At 56.6% G+C, this 19,449-nt stretch carries 17 protein-coding genes and 1 tRNA gene; 10 read left to right on the top strand and 8 right to left on the bottom strand.

Going from position 1 to position 19,449, the window contains the following annotated elements; all coding sequences use genetic code 11:
* Positions 1-75: 75 nt before the first annotated feature.
* From J4D25_RS10130 to J4D25_RS10110, 5 genes are all read right to left on the bottom strand, one after another.
* Positions 76-297, bottom strand: coding sequence for a formate dehydrogenase subunit delta (locus J4D25_RS10130; protein WP_057716316.1), 222 nt, complete (start codon positions 295-297; stop codon positions 76-78).
* Positions 294-3,170: a formate dehydrogenase subunit alpha gene (fdhF, locus tag J4D25_RS10125; protein ID WP_057716315.1), complete on the bottom strand. Its 2,877-nt coding sequence runs from the start codon at positions 3,168-3,170 to the stop codon at positions 294-296. The genes J4D25_RS10130 and fdhF overlap by 4 nt, the downstream gene beginning before the upstream one ends.
* Complete coding sequence (locus J4D25_RS10120; protein ID WP_057716314.1) at positions 3,167-4,726, bottom strand: NADH-quinone oxidoreductase subunit NuoF; 1,560 nt, start codon at positions 4,724-4,726, stop codon at positions 3,167-3,169. Before J4D25_RS10120 ends, fdhF begins: the two co-directional genes overlap by 4 nt.
* On the bottom strand, positions 4,726-5,202 hold the full coding sequence (locus tag J4D25_RS10115; protein ID WP_057716313.1) for a formate dehydrogenase subunit gamma: 477 nt from the start codon (positions 5,200-5,202) through the stop codon (positions 4,726-4,728). The genes J4D25_RS10120 and J4D25_RS10115 overlap by 1 nt, the downstream gene beginning before the upstream one ends.
* Positions 5,203-5,953: 751 nt before the next feature.
* Positions 5,954-6,265 (bottom strand): DUF3077 domain-containing protein, encoded by a 312-nt coding sequence (locus tag J4D25_RS10110; protein WP_057716312.1) that lies wholly within the window; start codon positions 6,263-6,265, stop codon positions 5,954-5,956.
* Positions 6,266-7,134: 869 nt separating this feature from the next.
* Between J4D25_RS10110 and J4D25_RS10105 the strand changes: the two genes are divergently transcribed.
* The 4 genes from J4D25_RS10105 to J4D25_RS10090 all read left to right on the top strand — a co-directional run bounded on the left by J4D25_RS10105 (position 7,135) and on the right by J4D25_RS10090 (position 10,685).
* Positions 7,135-8,082 (top strand): retron St85 family effector protein, encoded by a 948-nt coding sequence (locus J4D25_RS10105; RefSeq protein ID WP_057716311.1) that lies wholly within the window; start codon positions 7,135-7,137, stop codon positions 8,080-8,082.
* On the top strand, positions 8,079-9,029 hold the full coding sequence (locus tag J4D25_RS10100; RefSeq protein WP_079246809.1) for a retron St85 family RNA-directed DNA polymerase: 951 nt from the start codon (positions 8,079-8,081) through the stop codon (positions 9,027-9,029). The genes J4D25_RS10105 and J4D25_RS10100 overlap by 4 nt, the downstream gene beginning before the upstream one ends.
* 573 nt (positions 9,030-9,602) lie before the next feature.
* Positions 9,603-10,052, top strand: coding sequence for a hypothetical protein (locus J4D25_RS10095; RefSeq protein ID WP_131726894.1), 450 nt, complete (start codon positions 9,603-9,605; stop codon positions 10,050-10,052).
* Positions 10,053-10,685: a hypothetical protein gene (locus J4D25_RS10090; protein ID WP_057716308.1), complete on the top strand. Its 633-nt coding sequence runs from the start codon at positions 10,053-10,055 to the stop codon at positions 10,683-10,685.
* A 795-nt stretch (positions 10,686-11,480) separates the two neighbouring features.
* Here the strand turns inward: J4D25_RS10090 and J4D25_RS10085 are convergent.
* A complete protein-coding gene (locus J4D25_RS10085; protein ID WP_057716307.1) occupies positions 11,481-11,810 on the bottom strand; it encodes a hypothetical protein in 330 nt (109 codons plus the stop codon).
* 158 nt (positions 11,811-11,968) lie between these two features.
* A tRNA-Leu gene (locus tag J4D25_RS10080) sits at positions 11,969-12,053 on the bottom strand.
* 107 nt (positions 12,054-12,160) lie between these two features.
* On the opposite strand from J4D25_RS10080, the gene queA reads away from it, so the two are divergent.
* From queA to J4D25_RS10050, 6 genes are all read left to right on the top strand, one after another.
* Positions 12,161-13,225, top strand: coding sequence for a tRNA preQ1(34) S-adenosylmethionine ribosyltransferase-isomerase QueA (gene queA, locus J4D25_RS10075; RefSeq protein WP_056721282.1), 1,065 nt, complete (start codon positions 12,161-12,163; stop codon positions 13,223-13,225).
* Positions 13,226-13,239: 14 nt separating this feature from the next.
* Positions 13,240-14,355: a tRNA guanosine(34) transglycosylase Tgt gene (gene tgt, locus J4D25_RS10070; protein ID WP_162130301.1), complete on the top strand. Its 1,116-nt coding sequence runs from the start codon at positions 13,240-13,242 to the stop codon at positions 14,353-14,355.
* A gap of 43 nt (positions 14,356-14,398) precedes the next feature.
* On the top strand, positions 14,399-14,734 hold the full coding sequence (gene yajC / locus J4D25_RS10065; protein WP_007956696.1) for a preprotein translocase subunit YajC: 336 nt from the start codon (positions 14,399-14,401) through the stop codon (positions 14,732-14,734).
* Between the two features lie 64 nt (positions 14,735-14,798).
* A complete protein-coding gene (gene secD, locus J4D25_RS10060; protein WP_057716306.1) occupies positions 14,799-16,667 on the top strand; it encodes a protein translocase subunit SecD in 1,869 nt (622 codons plus the stop codon).
* Between the two features lie 9 nt (positions 16,668-16,676).
* Positions 16,677-17,591: a protein translocase subunit SecF gene (gene secF, locus J4D25_RS10055; RefSeq protein WP_057716305.1), complete on the top strand. Its 915-nt coding sequence runs from the start codon at positions 16,677-16,679 to the stop codon at positions 17,589-17,591.
* Positions 17,592-17,712: 121 nt separating this feature from the next.
* On the top strand, positions 17,713-18,261 hold the full coding sequence (locus J4D25_RS10050; RefSeq protein WP_057716304.1) for a glycine zipper 2TM domain-containing protein: 549 nt from the start codon (positions 17,713-17,715) through the stop codon (positions 18,259-18,261).
* A 260-nt stretch (positions 18,262-18,521) separates the two neighbouring features.
* Here J4D25_RS10050 and suhB read toward each other — a convergent pair whose 3' ends face one another.
* Positions 18,522-19,340 carry an inositol-phosphate phosphatase gene (suhB, locus tag J4D25_RS10045; RefSeq protein ID WP_008053258.1) on the bottom strand — a complete coding sequence of 273 codons (819 nt, stop codon included), beginning with the start codon at positions 19,338-19,340 and terminating at the stop codon, positions 18,522-18,524.
* Positions 19,341-19,449: the final 109 nt, after the last annotated feature.

The following is a 19,449-nucleotide window of genomic DNA, read 5'->3' as shown; positions in this document are numbered from 1 at the left end:
CAGCCAGCAAAAATGCTGAATGTTAAGCCCTCATCGCGAGCAAGCTCGCTCCCACAGTTTTTTGCAGCCAGCAGGCTAAGCCTCCCAACCCGCCCCGGTCACCGCCGCCTGCACCAGCGGGTGCAAGTCCGCCCCCTGATGTTCCGTCTGCCACGCCAGCAACTCCTTGCGCATGCTGGGCGCCCAGTACATCTGCATATGATTGCGCACGCTCAGCACCGCCTGTTGCTGGTCCGGCTGGCTGGCAAAGTACTGGGCGATCTGGTTGGCCATCTTGATCAGGTTGTTCGTGCTCATCGGCGTACCTCCGCTTTGGCGCCACGGCCCCGGTCCTTGAGCAGACGATGCTGTTCATCGCTGAATTCCTGGAAGCGTTTTTGCCACTCCGAAGGGTGATAAACGCGGCTGACTTCCACGGCGGTGACCTTGTACTCCGGACAGTTGGTGGCCCAGTCCGAGTTGTCGGTGGTGATCACGTTGGCGCCCGATTCCGGGAAGTGGAACGTGGTGTACACCACGCCCGGGGCGACCCGTTCGGTGATCCGCGCACGCAGCACGGTTTGCCCGGCTCGGCTGCCGATACCGACCCAGTCACCTTCGTTGATACCACGGCTTTCGGCGTCGGTTGGGTGGATTTCCAGGCGGTCTTCGTCATGCCAGGCGACGTTGTCGGTACGCCGGGTTTGAGCACCGACGTTGTACTGGCTGAGGATGCGCCCGGTGGTCAGCAGCAGCGGATAGCGACTGTTGACCTTCTCCTCGGTGGGCACGTAGCCGGTGAGCATGAAGCGCCCCTTGCCGCGCACGAATTCCTCAATGTGCATGGTCGGCGTGCCGTCCGGTGCTTCGGCGTTGCACGGCCATTGCAGGCTGCCGTGGCTATCCAGCGCGGCGTAGCTGACGTTGGTGAAGGTCGGCGTCAGGCTGGCGATCTCATCCATGATTTGCGACGGGTGCGTGTAGTTCATCGGGTAGCCCAAGGCATTGGCCAGGGCCACCGTGCCTTCCCAGTCGGCCTTGCCGCCCAGCGGGTCCATGACTTTGCGTACCCGCGAGATACGCCGCTCGGCGTTGGTAAAGGTGCCGTCTTTTTCCAGGAACGAACTGCCCGGCAGGAACACATGGGCGAACTTGGCGGTTTCGTTGAGGAAAATATCCTGCACCACCACGCACTCCATGGCCGACAAAGCGGCGGTGACGTGCTGGGTGTTCGGATCGCTCTGGGCGATGTCTTCGCCCTGGCAATACAGGCCCTTGAAACTGCCGGCCAGGGCCGACTCGAACATGTTGGGGATGCGCAGGCCGGGATCGGGTTGCAGGGTGACGTTCCAGGCCTGTTCGAACTGCGCCCGCACCACCTCGTTGGAGATGTGCCGGTAGCCAGGTAGTTCGTGGGGGAAGGAGCCCATGTCGCAGGAGCCCTGAACGTTGTTCTGCCCCCGCAGCGGGTTCACGCCCACGCCTTCGCGGCCGATGTTGCCGGTGGCCATGGCCAGGTTGGCGATGCCCATCACGGAAGTACTGCCCTGGCTGTGCTCGGTAACGCCCAGGCCGTAGTAGATCGCCGCGTTGCCACCGGTGGCATACAGGCGCGCGGCGGCACGAATGTCGGCAGCGGGTACACCGCAGATCGGGCCAAGGGCTTCCGGCGAGTTTTCCGCGCGGCTGACAAACTCACTCCAGATCGCGAAATCGCTACCCTCGCAACGGGCGTCGATAAAGGCCTGGTTTTGCAGGCCTTCAGTGATGATCACGTGGGCCAAGGCATTGAGCATGGCGACGTTGGTGCCAGGGCGCAGAGCCAAGTGATATTCGGCGCGGGCGTGCACCGTGTCCACCAGATCGATGCGTCGCGGATCGATGACGATCAGCCGCGCGCCTTCACGCAGACGGCGCTTGAGTTGCGAGGCGAACACTGGGTGGGCGTCGCTGGGGTTGGCGCCCATCACCAGGATCACGTCGGCCTGCATCACCGAGTCGAAACTCTGGGTGCCGGCGGACTCACCCAAGGTTTGTTTCAGGCCATAGCCGGTCGGCGAGTGGCAGACCCGCGCACAGGTGTCGACGTTATTGTTGCCGAAGGCGGCGCGCACCAGTTTCTGCACCAGATAGGTTTCTTCGTTGGTGCAACGGCTGGAGGTGATGCCACCGATGGAGTCGCGGCCATATTTTTGCTGCAGACGTCGGAATTCGCTGGCGGCGTAAGTCACCGCTTCATCCCAGCTGACTTCCTGCCAAGGGTCGCTGATGTTTTTGCGGATCATCGGCTTGGTGATGCGATCCGGGTGGGTGGCGTAGCCCCAGGCAAAGCGCCCTTTGACGCAAGAGTGGCCATGGTTAGCCTGGCCGTTCTTGTCCGGAACCATACGCACCAACTGGTCGCCTTTCATCTCGGCGCGGAACGAGCAACCCACGCCGCAATAGGCACAGGTGGTGATCACGCTGCGTTCCGGCTGGCCCAGCTCGACCACGCTTTTTTCCATCAGCGTCGCGGTAGGGCAGGCCTGCACACAGGCACCGCAGGACACGCATTCCGAATCGAGGAAGTTCTCGCCACCGGCGGCAGCCACGCGGGACTCAAAACCGCGCCCGGTAATGGTCAGGGCAAAGGTGCCCTGGGTTTCTTCGCAGGCGCGCACGCAGCGGTTGCAGACGATGCACTTGCTCGGGTCGTAATCGAAGTAGGGGTTGGAGGTGTCTTTCACGTCCTCCAGATGGTTCTCGCCTTCATAGCCATAACGCACTTCCCGCAGGCCAACCTGACCGGCGACGGTTTGCAGCTCGCAGTTGCCGTTGGCCGAGCAGGTCAGGCAGTCCAGCGGGTGATCGGAGATGTACAACTCCATGACGTTACGGCGCAGGGTGGCGAGCTTCGGCGTCTGGGTGTGCACGGTCATGCCTTCGGTGACCGGCGTAGTGCAGGATGCGGGATAGCCGCGCATGCCGTCGATCTCCACCAGGCACATACGGCAGGAGCCGAAGGCTTCCAGGCTGTCGGTGGCGCAGAGTTTCGGAATGGTGGTGCCCATCAGCGCGGCGGCGCGCATCACCGAGGTGCCTTCGGGCACGCTGATGCTGCGGCCATCGATGTTCAGGGTGACTTGCACCTGGCTGTCGCGGGCAGGCGTACCCAGATCGATATCGGTTTTCGGGTCGAAGAGAGTGATCATTGCTCGGCCTCCGAGGGCTGCAAGCCGAAGTCGGCGGGGAAGTGCTTGAGGGCGCTGGCGACCGGGAAGGAAACCATGCCGCCCAATGCGCACAGCGAACCGTATTGCAGGGTGTCGCAGAGGTCCTTGAGGATGATCACCTGTTCATCGCGACCGCTCGCGTCTGGCGCGGCGAGCAGGCGGTCGATCACCTCAACGCCACGAGTCGAACCGATGCGGCACGGGGTGCATTTGCCACAGGATTCCTCGGCGCAAAACTGCATCGCGAAGCGCGCCATATGGGCCATGTCCAGGCTGTCGTCAGCCACCACCACACCACCGTGACCGAGCATCGCGCCGATGGCGGCGAAGGCTTCGTAATCCAGCGGTGTATCGAATTGCGAAGGTGGCACCCAGGCGCCAAGGGGGCCGCCCACCTGCGCAGCCTTCAGCGGACGGCCACTGGCGGTTCCTCCGCCATAGTCTTCCACCAGCTCCCGCAAGGTCAGGCCAAAGGCCCGTTCCACCAGACCGCCATGACGAATATTGCCCGCCAACTGGAAGGGCATGGTGCCCAGAGAACGGCCCATGCCGTAATCACGATAGAACTGCGCACCCTTGGCCAGAATCAGCGGCACAGAGGCCAAAGTCAGCACGTTGTGCACCAGCGTCGGCAGGCCGAACAGACCCTTCAAGGCAGGAATTGGCGGCTTGGCGCGGACGATCCCGCGCTTGCCTTCGAGGGAGTCCAGCAACGCGGTTTCTTCACCGCAGATGTAAGCGCCGGCACCGACGCGCACTTCCATATCGAAGGCCAGGCCGCTGCCGCCGACATTGGCGCCGAGGTAACCGGCGTCTCGGGCGATGTTCAACGCCGCACGCAGCGTGGCCACAGCATCGGGATATTCCGAGCGAACATAGATGTAGCCGTAAGTGGCACCGACGGTAATGCCGGCGATGGCCATGCCTTCGATCAGCAGGAAAGGGTCGCCTTCCATCAACATGCGGTCGGCGAAGGTGCCGGAGTCGCCTTCGTCGGCGTTGCACACGATGTATTTCTGCACAGCTTCGGTAGCGCGCACCGTGCGCCACTTGATCCCGGCGGGGAAGGCCGCGCCGCCACGGCCACGCAGGCCTGAATCGAACACTTCCGTCGCGGTCTGTTCACCACCCACCGCGATGGCTCGGGTCAAACCCTCGAAACCGCCGTGCGCGCGGTAATCGTCCAGCGACAGCGGCCGGGTAATACCAGCACGGGCGAACAACAGGCGTTGTTGAGTCTTCAGATAAGACAGTTCTTCCACCAGGCCCAAGGCCAGTGGATGGCTGGACGGCTCGCCTTGCAACGCATCGAGCACGGACGGCACATCGGCAGCGGTCAATGGGCCGAAACCGATCCGGCCTTGGGGGCTGTCCACTTCCAGCAGCGGTTCCAGCCAGTACAGGCCGCGCGAACTGGTGCGCTGTAGCTCCAGCGGCAGATTGCGTTCCTTGGCCTGAGAGATCAGGGCCACGGATACCTCATCGGCACCCACGGCACGGGCTAGCGAATCACAGGGCAGATAGAGAGTCGGCATCACGCGTCCTCCCGGCAAGCGTCGAGCAAGGCATCCAGATGCTCAGCGCTCAGCCGCGCATGCACCCGGCCATCCAGCTCCAGGGCAGGCGAACAGGCGCAGGCACCGAGGCAATACACCGGACGCAAACTGATGCTGCCATCCGCGCTGCTGCCGTGATCGTCCAGTTGCAGACGCTCGCGCAACTGCGCGGCCAACTGCTCGGCACCACGGCTCTTGCACGACTCAGCCCGGCACAGCCGCAGGATATGTTTGGCCGGCGGCGCGGTACGGAAGTCATGGTAAAAACTGATCACCCCACGAACCTCGGCCTGGCTCAGATTGAGGGCATGAGCAATCTCGGGGACGGCGACATCGGGGACGTAACCGATGCGTTCCTGAATATCATGAAGAATGGGCAACAGCGCACCCGCAGAGCCCTTGTGGCGCTCCAGCAGACTGTTGACCACAGGCAGGTGCAACATCTCATCAGGCATTCAGCAATCCTCACGGTCACGGACAAACCAGATGGTCGTCGGTCGTCCGAAAGTGTCGGCTGCGGCACTCACACCACGTCACGGTATCGTGGCATTTTCAGGCCGTTGGCCAGGGCACCCTGAGCGGGCATCTTGTTGTGCCCGGCGCGGTCTTCGCCGCACCTCTACTGGGCATAAAGGGCAGCTTGCCACGCTGCTGTTGATCGACCTGCACCAAAGCGACGTGCTCGGTTCTGCCTACGACTATCCATTAAGTCTAGATGAGTGCCGAAAGGGGCGTTCACCCACCGGCCTAATGCCCGGAGGGCTTGTCGATGGCTGATGTATAGCAAGCATTACAGGTGAGAAGAAGCATCAGAACCGTGGGCAATTTTACGGAGCAGATCCGCCGATCCATTCCGCTACAAACCGAAAGCCATCCCCCCCGAACCGAACACAAAAAGCCCCGAAAAACCTCAAGGCCAAGCCGAAATACCACCCGCCACACAACCCCCCTGTGGGAGCGAGCTTGCTCGCGATAGCGCCAGCCCAACCACCCTCAATGCTGAAGATTGCACCACAAACCCACTCACACACTGGGGCCAAACAATGCCCGCCAGCCCACCGCAACCCCCTGTGGAAGCGGGCTTGCTCGCGAAAAACGCAAGGCATCCACGTGTCCCGCTGAATACCCCGGCCACCACAACCAAGCCCGCTCTCACAGCGTCACGCCTGACTTTTGAAACCAAAAACTATCCTGACGCCTCGCCCACTACCCCTCAGCCTTAGCCCCCGTCCGCTTAGACGCCAGATCATTATCCCGATCCCGAGTAAGCACCTTCACCGCATCATCCACCAACGCCTTACTCATCGAAGTCAGATAATGCGCAGCCCAAGCGTGACGGTCGGTATCTCTGGCATAAGCAGCATCTTCAGTGAGGGTTTTGGCCAGGAACAGAAAATCGGAGGCCATGGACAACGCATCGCCGAGAGGAACGCCGCGAGTGACATGAAACAGCGCTTGATCCGCGCAGTAGATGGCAGGTGTCAGGCCGATAGTTTTGAGTTCAGGTTGTTCAGTCATTGGCCACCTCCGAGGATGGAGAGGCAATGGGGGAGGGCGTTACGCGATTGGGAATTGCGTAAAGGGGAAAGCCAAATTTCAAACGGATTGATACTGCGCATTATCCAACTCCTTGATATGAGGAGCTGCCACGTTCGTTACCACACGAATGGGTGACAGCTGTGCGCAGGGTGGTAAACCGGGAATCAAGGAAACCGGCACGCCCGAGGGCGTCCCACGCACAGCCGCCATAACTCACGCCGCAGGCATAAAAAAAGCGCCTGATGACGTGATTGGGGCGCTGTTGCGCCTTGAATAACTCGGGTTACCACACCCGGTCGCTGAATTGGCAGCGACGGTGGGAGGGTATCGTCCAGATCCTTTTCCTGCAACCTTCAAAGGCCTCGATCCCAAACCACCTGAGACGAAAAATGTGTTCTGTCCTCGATTTGTTCGTTGCGCGTGTGGCAGTCGCTACGCTCATCGTCCGCTTTCGGCCAGAAGCAGACGTTCGCCATAAAGCAGCGTCAGCAGCTTGCCACGAATAGTTAGAGCCGCTTGCTCTTGATCCGTCAACCGCCGCTCCGTAAGCGTTTTTCCCCAATATGCCACCTTCAATTTTCCTCCAGTTAAAGCAGCTAGATGGTATGGAGCGGCGGCGTCGATATTGAAACGTTGACAGTGATGGCACTCTGATCTAGATTCGGCATCTCTTTACGCGTACATAGCTAGACGGTTTCCGTCGATGGCTTAGTCAGGCGGTTCGCCAGACTCAATTACATTGCGTTGTTTTATTCCGCAGACAAGATCTGCGGCCCTACGCTCGCTTCGCTCACTCCGGTCCACAGATCTTGTCTGCGGCTGATTCTTGGTAAAGAGCCCCCAATCGCATGGATCCGCGACAAAGAATTCTTGCAGACGTTGATCTTGAGCAAAGCAAGGTTCATTTCTCAAAAAATCCTATCGTTTTACTTTGCGGAGGATTCGTTCCAGAAAAGGAACATGCGGACGCCGACGACCCACCAATCAGGTCCCTTCGCGACGCGGTGAAGCGCAAAGCACTTCAGATGGCTGCGTCACCTCATATATTCCGCCCAGAAGAAATCAAGTCTTGGCATGAAGATGGCGTGTTCAGAAACCTGATGGACTTCGAGGCGGATCTCGGAAGTGTTTGCTCATTGGTGGCGATTGCTGTTGAAAGTGAAGGTGCGATTGCAGAGTTGGGTGCATTTTCTCAGCTGCCAGACTTCAATAAAAAATTGATTGTTTTTGTTCCTGAAGAGTATGCAGGTGCTAACTCTTTCATTAATCTAGGCATTCTTCGTCATATTAAAGAGAAGCATGGGACAGGGGTAAAAGTATACCCTTGGAGCCCGAAGTTTCCAGGCGACATAACTGAAGACGTTGTAACTGACGTCCTTGAAGATATTGCCAGCGAAATATTAGAACTTCAAAAAACCCAATCATTTAATGTGAATAACAATATTCATCTTATCGTTTTAATTTACGAGTTGCTCAAGCTATTCGTCGCATTAAAGGAGAAAGAGCTGATTGATTCAATCAAAGCTTTAGGTCGGGAAGTGCATAGGGACGACTTGAGGCGAAAGCTTTTTCTTCTCCAGGAGTTCAGGCTTGTAAGAAAAATTGAATACAGCGATTCAACATTTTATGCCTGCGATGATGATACTTTTCACAGCCTCCGCCTTGTTCTGAAATCAGGTGTAGCCGTTGACCCTCTGCGTTTGCGTGTTGAGTGTGTGGATTATTACAAGGTCACAGGAACCGAACGTAACCGTAACAGAGCAATCGACCGTGCGAAACTGGGAGGCCAAAAATGAGCCTATATGACTTTCGCAAGCATATGTCAGAGATGTTGTCTTTGTCTGAGCATGATGTGGCCCGATTGATTGTAAGGGCGCCTTATGCTTACAAAAGATACTTCATACCAAAAAAATCTGGCGGAGTGAGGCCAATCGCACAGCCCGCAAAAGAAACTAAAGTAATACAAGGTTTACTTGTTGAAAACTGGTTTTCTCAGCTCCCTGTCCATGAATGCGCTGCCGCCTACAGACAAGGCTCAAGTATCAAGGCAAATGCCGAGCGGCACAAGCAGAACAGCTATATTGCCAAGTTCGACTTCTCCAATTTTTATGGATCTATAACCGAGTCGGACTTAGTTAAACACCTTTCCTACGAGCTTTGCGGAAAATTATCAGTGCAAAGCATTAAAGATATTGCAAGAGTAAGCTGCGTTAGAGATCGGATTACAACTCGGCTTGCTCTCAGTATTGGAGCGCCTAGCTCTCCAATTTTGTCGAATTCAATAATGTATTATTTTGATCTGGCAGTGGAGTCCTGGTGCTTAGAGCGTAATATAGTGTACTCTCGTTATGCAGATGACCTTACATTCTCCACAAATGATAAGGGTGCAACATCTGAGATTGAGAAGCTTATCTTGGAAACGCTTGGAAGCATTCCTTACCCACGCCTTCAGTTAAATCACGAAAAAACAGTCTATGCTTCAAAGAAAAAGCAGCGTCGCATCACTGGGCTAATTATATCCAATGATAATGAGGTTTCTTTAGGGCGCGATAAAAAAAGATTGATTAGCGCCATGATACATCGTTACGCCCATCATGAATTAGATGAAAAATCAATTCTCCATCTTCAAGGGCTGATGGGCTTCGCACAAGATATTGAGCCGCTGTTTGTTGCAAAAATGAGAGGCAAGTATACAGGCCGACTAATCTCGGATTTGCTCAGGCAGAGAGGAAAAAAAATGTAAGTGGAATCGTTAGTGCCTGAGTTGCTCCTAATTCCGTAGGTGCAGTGAAGTACTAGCTTTCGTCCTTCCGTGACGGGCGGCTATTGGCCGATTGCTGCCCGTCGCAAAGGGCTGCAGCCGCCCCATAGTTGCCCTTCGCAGAGGGCAGTTCACGACCAGAAGCACACTCTGGTGATTAGCAGTTAGCGACCCTCAATGATCTCAACTGCTGACAAGCGACCGTAAGCGCCACTTTGGGACGTTCAGTTCCCCTAGAACGGCGTCGAGCCTATTGCTGAAGGTGGCTAAGAAGATGGTTATTCTAGGACAGTTCAGCAGACCTGTGCCGGCTTAATCGAAACTTCCCTGGTACACCTCGGCCAGATTAAAATTACATATACTGCCTTTTGCATGCCTTACCTATATCTAGCGACGCCACGTCGTTTATGGCCAATTCGAAAGCTCTCTTGATGATGAAAAAATACCCTTCGTGGTCATGACTTTTATTGACATCAATATGATGTCATATGTATGTTGAATCGCAGACTAACCGACAAATGGTGTTTCGTGAATACAGATCACAAGTTAAAGAGCTTGACTGAACTGGAAGTCCAGATCGGAAGGCGCATTGCAGAGTTTAATGCAAAACGCGCCAAAAACCAAAAGAGCAACCAGCTATATTCACTAGGTCAGATACTCCTGAGCTCTCTGACCACTTTGCTGATAGCCGTCAATACTAAAGCGTCCCTTTTCTCTATCACTGTAGCCACTCTGATAACTAGCTCGCTGGCTAGTCTGGCCGGCCAGCTTCTGAGCAAATATATGTATGAAGAAAGGATGGCTATGAATATCGCTACAGTTTGCGCTCTGTACGAACTAAGTCACACAATTACCATGGATAAAAAGAAGGAAGAAGATGATGAGGGAAATCACAAAATAACACTTGATAAAGTCGAGTCATATCAAGATCGATACCAGCGCATTTTGAGCGCGGCGAATGGACAGTGGCAAAAACACATACAGAAAAGTAAAAAACCAAAGTAAATGAAAAAATTCTCTAAAGTGCTTACGCTAAACAAACTGCATATTATTGATAATGTTATTGGCTCTGTCGGTAATGGCAGCCTGAAGGCTGACTATTTCAATATTGGCTCCCCTATTGGGAATCCGCCTCTTCTTAGGGGGTCAATTGTTATAGATATGAATATTCTGTTCTTAACTGATAATCGTCAGTATTTCAAGGCGGGTAGTCCTGTTGATACAGGGAGTCTTAAGTTCGGGTTTCTTAAGCCAAATATCGACAGGGACCTCTTCCTGCAAATGGTAAGTTGCGATTATGAGAAGTTTCACGCACTGACAGTAGATCTATTCAGCCTGCCCAGCCCATCACTGGAGAAACTAAATTCTCACAGAGCCTGCAACTCTTTAAAGCCTGTCATTCAAAAATATTTTTCTACTGCCGTAATAGATTTTATGTACAGCGAAACAAACCCCCATGCTTGGCTCTTTGAGTTCTGCCTAGATGGCGGCTACGCACTTACAGAAAGGCATATAGAGAAAATGTTTATACCTAATACATACATGTTCAACTCCACAATTAGAGAGCTAAGCAGTATACTGAAGGGTAAGATTGTTACGTATAATCCAAAATATGGAATAGAGGGGCGCGAGACTTGATGCCAAGATTTTATGTGGTTGGTGCCTACGAAGATTTCAAGCTTAATATTTTCCCTTCACATATATCTCCTATTGTTGCAGAACGCCATATGGGGCAGTATCGCCGATGGGCGTATAAAATTGAGGCGCCCTATAAAATTATACCTACCCACGCAGTAGGGGGATTTTATAGTACGCCTCAGGAAATGTTTCCCTATATGACCTATAGCCTCATTTCGCCAGTTTTGCTAAGGCAGGATTCCCAAATAGTCGCAATTTCAAAAGATAAGTTACTTGTTGAGAGTAGTAGCTTTAAGCTATGTCGAAAGATACTTGTCGAGGCCGTAAAAAACATTAAAGAACCGGGGTTTTTATATCGATCTCTTCTGTCAATGAAAAATTCGTTTAATTAAAGCTGAATTGGTTTTTATTTGTGTGTGGCATGATTTCACAACTGGCCGTTGGACTTTCAGCAACAAGCAAAAAATAACCAGGAAAGGGTAGGGGGTTCGAGGTGAAATCTGGACGTTTAGCAACAGGAAGTCATCCCCCCACCCCTCCAAGCCTTGCAAGTAACAGGCAGGCTTGTTGATGGGGTATACACATATGTCGAGGTGGCCACTCCCATATTTACAAGCTTTTGCTCAAGCGTCCGCTTCTGGCCGGAAGCGGACTTGGCTAAACGCTAATAGACGGTAAAAAAACCGGGGGAAAGGGGGCGGAGGAAAAAAGGGACAGATTTTTTATCGGTTAAAACGCAACGACCAACGTCGGTTCGGTTATCGGGCACTATCGCTTTAAGGCCCCTCGCGTTCTTCATTGAATATCTTTTAAATAGTCCTTCAGCGCAATGAGCGGGTCATCAAGCTGCTCCAGCGTCTGAACACTGGCAAATTCACCCGCCAATCTCCCCAACTCCCGCCCCAACGGCTTATCCACACCCCCTACCGCCTCCAACGCCAACCCCACACACTCACCCACCTTCACCTGTATCCCCTCAACATCCCCCCGCCGCACCAGCAACTCAAACACATCCCGCTGGTAATCCCCCATCACCAAATCATCCCGCAAAATCGGGCTTGAACCTTCCGACTCATAAGCCAGTTTGAGGGAGAAGAGGGCGACGGTTTCCAGGTGCAATTCCATGGGGGGAATCCTTGTGAAATGTTCCGGCGGTGCGGGTGGGGTGGAAGAGCAGGGTCAAAAGCATCGCCAGCAAGCCGGCTCCTACGGGGCGGTGGGGTGTCAGGTGCTTTTCTGCGGACGAAAAAAAAGGCCTTGCAAAGCAAGACCTTTCTTAATTTTGGTGCCCCGAGGGAGACTCGAACTCCCACTCCTTTCGAAAACGGATTTTGAATCCGCCGCGTCTACCAATTCCGCCATCAGGGCTCAATGGCGGCGAAGTATAGAGATGAGATAACCGCTGGTCAATCAGGTACATGGAGAATTTTTGATAATTCCGCTAGACTTCCCGGCCCTGCTAGACGAACCCCATCATGCGCGTTGCTGACTTTACCTTCGAGCTCCCTGATTCGCTGATCGCCCGCCATCCGCTGGCCGAGCGGCGCAATAGTCGCCTGTTGACCCTGGATGGGGTCAGCGGCGCCCTGGCACACCGTCAATTCACTGATTTGCTGGAGCATTTGCGCCCTGGCGACTTGATGGTGTTCAACAATACCCGGGTGATTCCGGCGCGGCTGTTTGGCCAGAAGGCTTCCGGCGGCAAGCTGGAAATCCTGGTGGAGCGGGTGCTCGACAGTCATCGCGTGCTGGCCCATGTGCGTTCCAGCAAGTCGCCCAAGCCTGGGTCGAAGATTCTCATCGACGGCGGTGGCGAGGCTGAAATGCTGGCGCGGCACGATGCGTTGTTCGAGCTGGGGTTCGCCGAGGAGGTGTTGCCGTTGCTCGACCGTGTCGGGCACATGCCGCTGCCTCCTTATATAGACCGCCCGGACGAGGGCGCCGACCGCGAGCGTTACCAGACCGTCTACGCCGAGCGTTTGGGCGCGGTGGCGGCGCCGACGGCGGGGCTGCATTTCGATCAGGTGCTGATGGAGGCGATTGCCGCCAAGGGCGTCGAGACCGCGTTCGTGACCCTGCACGTCGGCGCCGGCACGTTCCAGCCGGTGCGCGTGGAGAAGCTCGAAGACCACCACATGCACAGCGAATGGCTGGAAGTCGGCCAGGACGTGGTGGATGCCGTTGCCGCCTGTCGTGCTCGCGGCGGTCGTGTGGTGGCGGTGGGGACCACCAGTGTGCGTTCCCTGGAAAGCGCCGCCCGCGATGGCGTGCTCAAGCCGTTCAGTGGCGACACCGACATTTTCATCTACCCGGGCCGGCCGTTTCATGTGGTCGATGCCCTGGTCACCAACTTCCATTTGCCCGAATCCACGCTGTTGATGCTGGTTTCGGCGTTCGCCGGTTATCCCGAGACCATGGCCGCCTACAAGGCCGCGGTCGACAACGGTTACCGCTTTTTCAGCTACGGTGATGCGATGTTCATCACGCGTAATCCTGCGCCGACTGCCCCTAAAGAATCGGGCCCAGAGGAAACTGTATGAGTCGCACCTGTCGTATGTCTTTCGAGCTGCTGGCCACTGATGGCAAGGCTCGTCGCGGTCGTTTGACCTTCCCGCGCGGTACCGTCGAGACCCCGGCTTTCATGCCGGTGGGCACCTACGGCACGGTCAAGGGCATGCTGCCACGGGATATCGAGGCGACCGGCGCTGAAATCATTCTGGGCAACACCTTCCACCTGTGGCTGCGCCCGGGCACGGAAGTGATCAAGAAGCACGGCGACCTGCACGATTTCATGCAGTGGAAAGGCCCGATTCTGACCGACTCCGGCGGTTTCCAGGTGTTCAGCCTGGGCGCCATGCGCAAGATCAAGGAGGAGGGCGTGACCTTCGCTTCTCCGGTCGACGGCGCCAAGGTGTTCATGGGCCCGGAAGAGTCGATGCAGGTCCAGCGTGACCTGGGCTCCGACATCGTGATGATTTTCGACGAATGCACGCCGTACCCGGCCGACGAAGACGTTGCCCGTATTTCCATGGAATTGTCCCTGCGTTGGGCCAAGCGTTCGAAAGAAGCCCATGGCGACAACACGGCGGCGCTGTTCGGCATCGTTCAGGGCGGCATGCACCAGGACCTGCGCATGCGCTCCCTGGAAGGCCTGGACAAGATCGGCTTCGACGGCCTGGCCATCGGCGGCCTGTCGGTGGGCGAGCCCAAGCACGAGATGATCAAGGTGCTGGATTACCTGCCGGGCATGATGCCCGCTGACAAACCTCGTTACCTTATGGGCGTTGGCAAACCGGAAGACTTGGTTGAGGGTGTGCGCCGCGGTGTGGACATGTTCGATTGCGTGATGCCAACCCGTAATGCCCGCAATGGGCATCTGTTCATTGATACCGGCGTGCTGAAGATCCGTAACGCGTTCCATCGCCATGATGATTCGCCGCTCGATCCGACCTGCGATTGCTATACCTGCCAGAACTTCTCTCGCGCTTATCTGCATCACCTGGACAAGTGCGGCGAAATGCTGGGAAGCATGCTCAATACCATCCATAACTTGCGCCATTATCAAGTGCTTATGGCTGGTTTGCGCGAGGCTATTCAACAGGGTACATTGGCCGCCTTTGTCGATGCCTTCTACGCCAAACGCGGGTTGCCTGTTCCGCCTTTGGACTGAGTTTACTGACCCCAAGATTCAACATTTGCAACTGGAGTGCTAAATGAGCTTTTTTATCTCTAATGCCATGGCAGACGCTGCTGCACCTGCGGCAGCCCCTATGGGCGGCGGTTTCGAGTGGATTTTCCTGGTCGGCTTCCTGGTCATCTTCTACCTGATGATCTGGCGTCCACAGGCCAAACGCGCCAAAGAGCAGAAAAACCTGCTGAGCAGCCTGCAGAAAGGCGACGAAGTTGTGACCACCGGCGGCATCGCCGGCAAGATCACTAAAGTGGCCGACGATTTCGTCGTTCTGGAAGTTTCCGACACCGTCGAAATGAAGTTCCAGAAAGGCGCCATCGCCGCCACGCTGCCAAAAGGCACGCTCAAAGCGATCTAAGTTTCAACTTCATTTTCAATCGACGGGGCGCGCAAGGCGCCCCGCGTCATAAACGGGCGGCGTGATGCTGAACAAATATCCTCTGTGGAAATACATTCTGATCCTGGCGGTGCTGGCGGTCGGTCTGATTTATTCCGCTCCCAATCTTTATCCTGATGACCCGGCCATTCAGGTCAGCGGTGCAAGCACTGCGCTGCAAGTCAATCAGGCTGATCTGGATCGCGTGAGCGCTGCGCTCAAGGAATCCGGGATCAACGTCAAGGCTGCCACGCTGGCAGAGGGCGGCAAGGGCGGTCTGATTCGCCTGACCAAGGCTGAAGACCAGCTGCCGGCCAAGGACGTCGTGCGCAAGGCATTGGGTGATGACTACGTCGTCGCGCTGAACCTGGCACAAACCACTCCGCAATGGCTGCGCAACCTCGCTGCGCACCCGATGAAGCTGGGTCTGGACTTGTCCGGTGGTGTGCACTTCCTGCTGGAAGTGGACATGGACAAAGCCCTCGACGCGCGCCTGAAAGTCTACGAAGGCGACGTCAAGAGCCTGCTGCGTAAAGAGAAGCTGCGCTATCGCAGTCTGCCGCAACTGGGCGGTGCCATTCAGCTGGGCTTCACTGATGAAGCAGCCCGCGAACAGGCCCGTACGCTGATCCGCAAGAACTTCAACGATTTCGACATTGTTCCGGCCGACCTCAACGGTCAACCGGTGCTGCGTCTGGCGATGACCCCGGCCAAGCTGGCGGAAATCCGTGAATACTCCATCAAGCAGAACTTGACCACGGTACGTAACCGCGTCAACGAGCTGGGTGTTGCCGAACCGATCGTCCAGCGTCAGGGCGCCAACCGCATCGTGGTTGAGCTGCCGGGCGTGCAGGACACTGCCGAAGCCAAGCGTATCCTCGGCAAGACGGCCAACCTCGAGTTCCGTCTGGCGGCTGAGCCGGGTGCTTCGAAAGCCACTTCCGAATCCTTCGAGTTCCGTGAGGGCAACCGTCCTCCTGCACTGATCGAGCGTGGCCTGATCATCACCGGTGACCAGGTAACCGACGCCAAGGCTGGCTTCGACGAGCACGGCAGGCCAGAAGTGAATATCCGTCTGGATGGCCACGGCGGCGAGCTGATGAGCCGTGCGACCCGTTCGAACGTCGGTCGCAGCATGGCGGTGATCTTCATCGAGCAGCGTCCGGTTACCACTTACACCAAGCAGGTGGTCAACGGCGTCGAGAAAGACGTGCCGGTTCAGACCTTCAAGGAAGAGAAGAAGATCATCAGCCTGGCGACCATTCAGTCGCCGCTGGGTGCTCAGTTCCGCATCACTGGCCTGAATGGCCAGGGCGAGTCGTCCGAACTGGCGCTGTTGCTGCGTGCCGGTGGTCTGGCCGCTCCGATGTACTTCGCTGAAGAGCGCACCATCGGTCCAAGCCTGGGTGCCGACAACATCACCAAGGGTATCGATGCATCGCTGTGGGGCATGCTGTTCGTCTCGCTGTTCATCATCGCCATCTACCGCTTCTTCGGCATTATCGCCACCGTCGCGTTGACGGTGAACATGGTGATGCTGCTGGCCTTGATGTCTCTGCTGGGTGCAACACTGACCCTGCCGGGTATCGCCGGTATCGTGTTGACCATGGGTATGGCGGTCGACGCCAACGTGCTGATCTTCTCGCGGATCCGTGAAGAGATCGCCGCCGGCATGACCGTGCAGCGCGCAATCAACGAAGGCTTCGGCCGGGCATTCACCGCGATTCTCGACGCCAACCTGACAACACTGTTGGTCGGCGGCATCCTCTTTGCCATGGGCACCGGCCCGGTCAAGGGCTTCGCAGTGACCATGTCCCTCGGGATCTTTACCTCGATGTTCACGGCCATCATGGTGACCCGCGCGATGGTCAACCTGATCTTCGGCGGTCGTGACTTCAAGAAGTTGTGGATTTAAGGGGCTGCCATGTTACGTACAATCAACTTCATGGGCGTTCGCAACTTTGCGTTCGGCGTCACATTGTTCCTTACGGTGCTGGCCTTGTTCAGCGTCGCCACCAAGGGCATGAACTGGGGCCTGGACTTCACCGGCGGTACGCTCATCGAGCTGACCTACGAGCGTCCGGCCGACGTCACCCAGGTGCGTGAGCAGCTGGTGACCGCGGGTTATCACGAAGCCATCGTGCAGAACTTCGGTGCAACCACCGACCTGTTGGTGCGCATGCCTGGCGAAGACCCGCAACTGGGTCACCAGGTGGCCGAAGCCTTGCAGAAGGTGGGCGGCGAGAACCCGGCGACGGTCAAGCGCGTCGAGTTCGTCGGCCCGCAGGTAGGTGAAGAGCTGCGCGACCAGGGCGGCCTCGGCATGCTGATGGCGCTGGGCGGCATCCTGATCTACCTGGCGTTCCGCTTTCAGTGGAAGTTTGCGGTCGGTGCGATCGTGTCCCTGATCCACGACGTGATCGTGACCATCGGTATCCTGTCGTTCTTCCAGATCACCTTCGACCTGACGGTACTGGCGGCGGTGCTGGCGATCATCGGTTACTCGCTCAACGATACCATCGTGGTATTCGACCGGGTTCGTGAGAACTTCCGGGTACTGCGCAAGGCCAGCCTGATCGAGAACATCAACATCTCGACCACGCAAACCCTGCTGCGGACCATGGCGACTTCGATTTCCACCTTGCTGGCGATCGCGGCCCTGCTGTTCTTCGGTGGCGACAACCTGTTCGGCTTCTCCATCGCCCTGTTCATCGGTGTTCTGGCGGGTACTTACTCGTCGATCTACATCGCGAACGTGGTGCTGATCTGGCTGAACCTGAGCACGGAAGACCTGATTCCTCCGGCCAATGCCGAGAAGGAAGTCGACGACCGTCCTTGAAGGAAGCTTCTTTCAGCGATGTAGTCCGAAAAAGGCGCGAGTTGAACTCGCGCCTTTTTTTGTGCTCCAAGGCAGGGAGAAGCGCGGGTTTATCCCGCATGTGATGGTCCAGGAGGTTCATGTGAACAAGTCGATGCTGGTTGGTGCTGTACTGGGTGCTGTCGGTGTGACTGCCGGGGGTGCTGTGGCCACCTACAGCCTGGTTAAAAGCGGTCCGGAGTTCGCACAAGTACTCGCCGTTGAGCCGGTCAAGACACAAATCAAGACTCCACGTGAAGTGTGCAAGGATGTAGCGGTCACCCGGCAGGCGCCGGTGAAAGATCAACATCAGATCGCCGGTACGGTGGTCGGTGCATTGGCAGGTGGTTTGCTGGGTAACCAGATCGGTGGCGGCAGCGGCAAGAAGATCGCCACGGTCGCAGGTGCTGTCGGTGGCGGTTACGCCGGTAACAAGGTGCAGGAAGGCATGCAGGAGCGTGATACCTACACCACCACCCAGACCCGCTGTAACACGGTTAACGACATCAGTGACAAGGTTGTAGGTTACGACGTGCGTTATTCGCTGGACGGCAAGGAAGGCAAGGTGCGCATGGATCGTGATCCAGGCAACCAGATTCCGGTGGATAAGGAAGGCAAGTTGATCTTGTCGGAGAATCAGACGGCTCACTGATCTGCTGACGCTGGATTAAAAAAGAAGCACCCTGCGGGGTGCTTTTTTTGTGCCCGCGATCTATGCGCCACCGCAATCCCCTGTAGGAGCGAGCCTGCTCGCGAAGAACCCAAGGGCGCCGCGTTTATCCAGAATTCCCGCGTTATCGTTGACGACCTTCGCGAGCAGGCTCGCTCCTACAGAGGATTTCGGTGTTTTGAGGGGCAAATTCCAGGCATAAAAAAAGCACCCCGAAGGGTGCTTTTTCTGTCGCTGGAAGCTTAGCGCTTCAGCGAGGCTGGCAGGTGCGGCTGGATGGCCGTCAGGACTGCCTTGAAGCATTTGGTGTTGCCGGCAACGACGTGGCCTTTTTCAAGGAAGTCGTGACCGCCGGTGAAGTCGCTCACCAAGCCGCCAGCTTCCTGGATCAGCAGGGCGCCTGCCGCCATGTCCCATTCGGACAGGCCCGACTCCCAGAAGGCGTCGAAGCGGCCGGCGGCCACGTAGGCCAGGTCCAGGCTTGCAGAGCCGGCGCGGCGGATGCCGGCGGTCTGGCCAACCAGGGCACGGAACATGCCCAGGTAGTTGTCGAGGTTGTCCATCTGGTCGTCACGGAACGGGAAGCCGGTACCCAGCAGGGCGCCGTCGAGGCTGGTGCGACCGCTGACGCGCAGGCGACGACCGTTCAGTTGAGCGCCGCGACCACGGCTGGCGGTGAATTCTTCCTGGCGAACCGGGTCCAGAACAACAGCGTGCTCAAGACGACCGCGGTATTTGCAGGCGATGCTGACAGCGAAGTGAGGAATGCCGCGCAGGAAGTTGGTGGTGCCGTCCAGCGGATCGATGATCCACAGGTACTCTTCGCCTTCGATGCCGGTGCCGGCGTGCATGCCGGTCTCTTCACCCAGGATCGAGTGATTCGGGTACGCCTTGCGCAGGGCATCGATGATTTTCTGTTCGGCGGCGCGATCCACCTCGGATACGTAATCCTTGGCGTCTTTTTCGTCGACCTTGATGGTATCCAGGCGCTCGATGGAGCGGAAGATCAATTCACTGGCGCTGCGGGCGGCGCGCAGCGCGATATTCAGCATGGGCTGCATGGATGTGTCACCTAAGGTTGTTAAAGAAAGCCGGGCATTCTATCAGAAAGTTTCTACAGGAGAAGGACGACGTTCGCTTTCATGGCTTAACGGTAGGATGAGCTGTAAG

The sequence above is a fragment of the Pseudomonas sp. GW456-L13 genome (genome assembly GCF_017350115.1).
GTDB classification, from domain to species: Bacteria; Pseudomonadota; Gammaproteobacteria; order Pseudomonadales; family Pseudomonadaceae; genus Aquipseudomonas; species Aquipseudomonas jessenii.
This window is presented reverse-complemented; position numbering and strand designations above follow the sequence as displayed.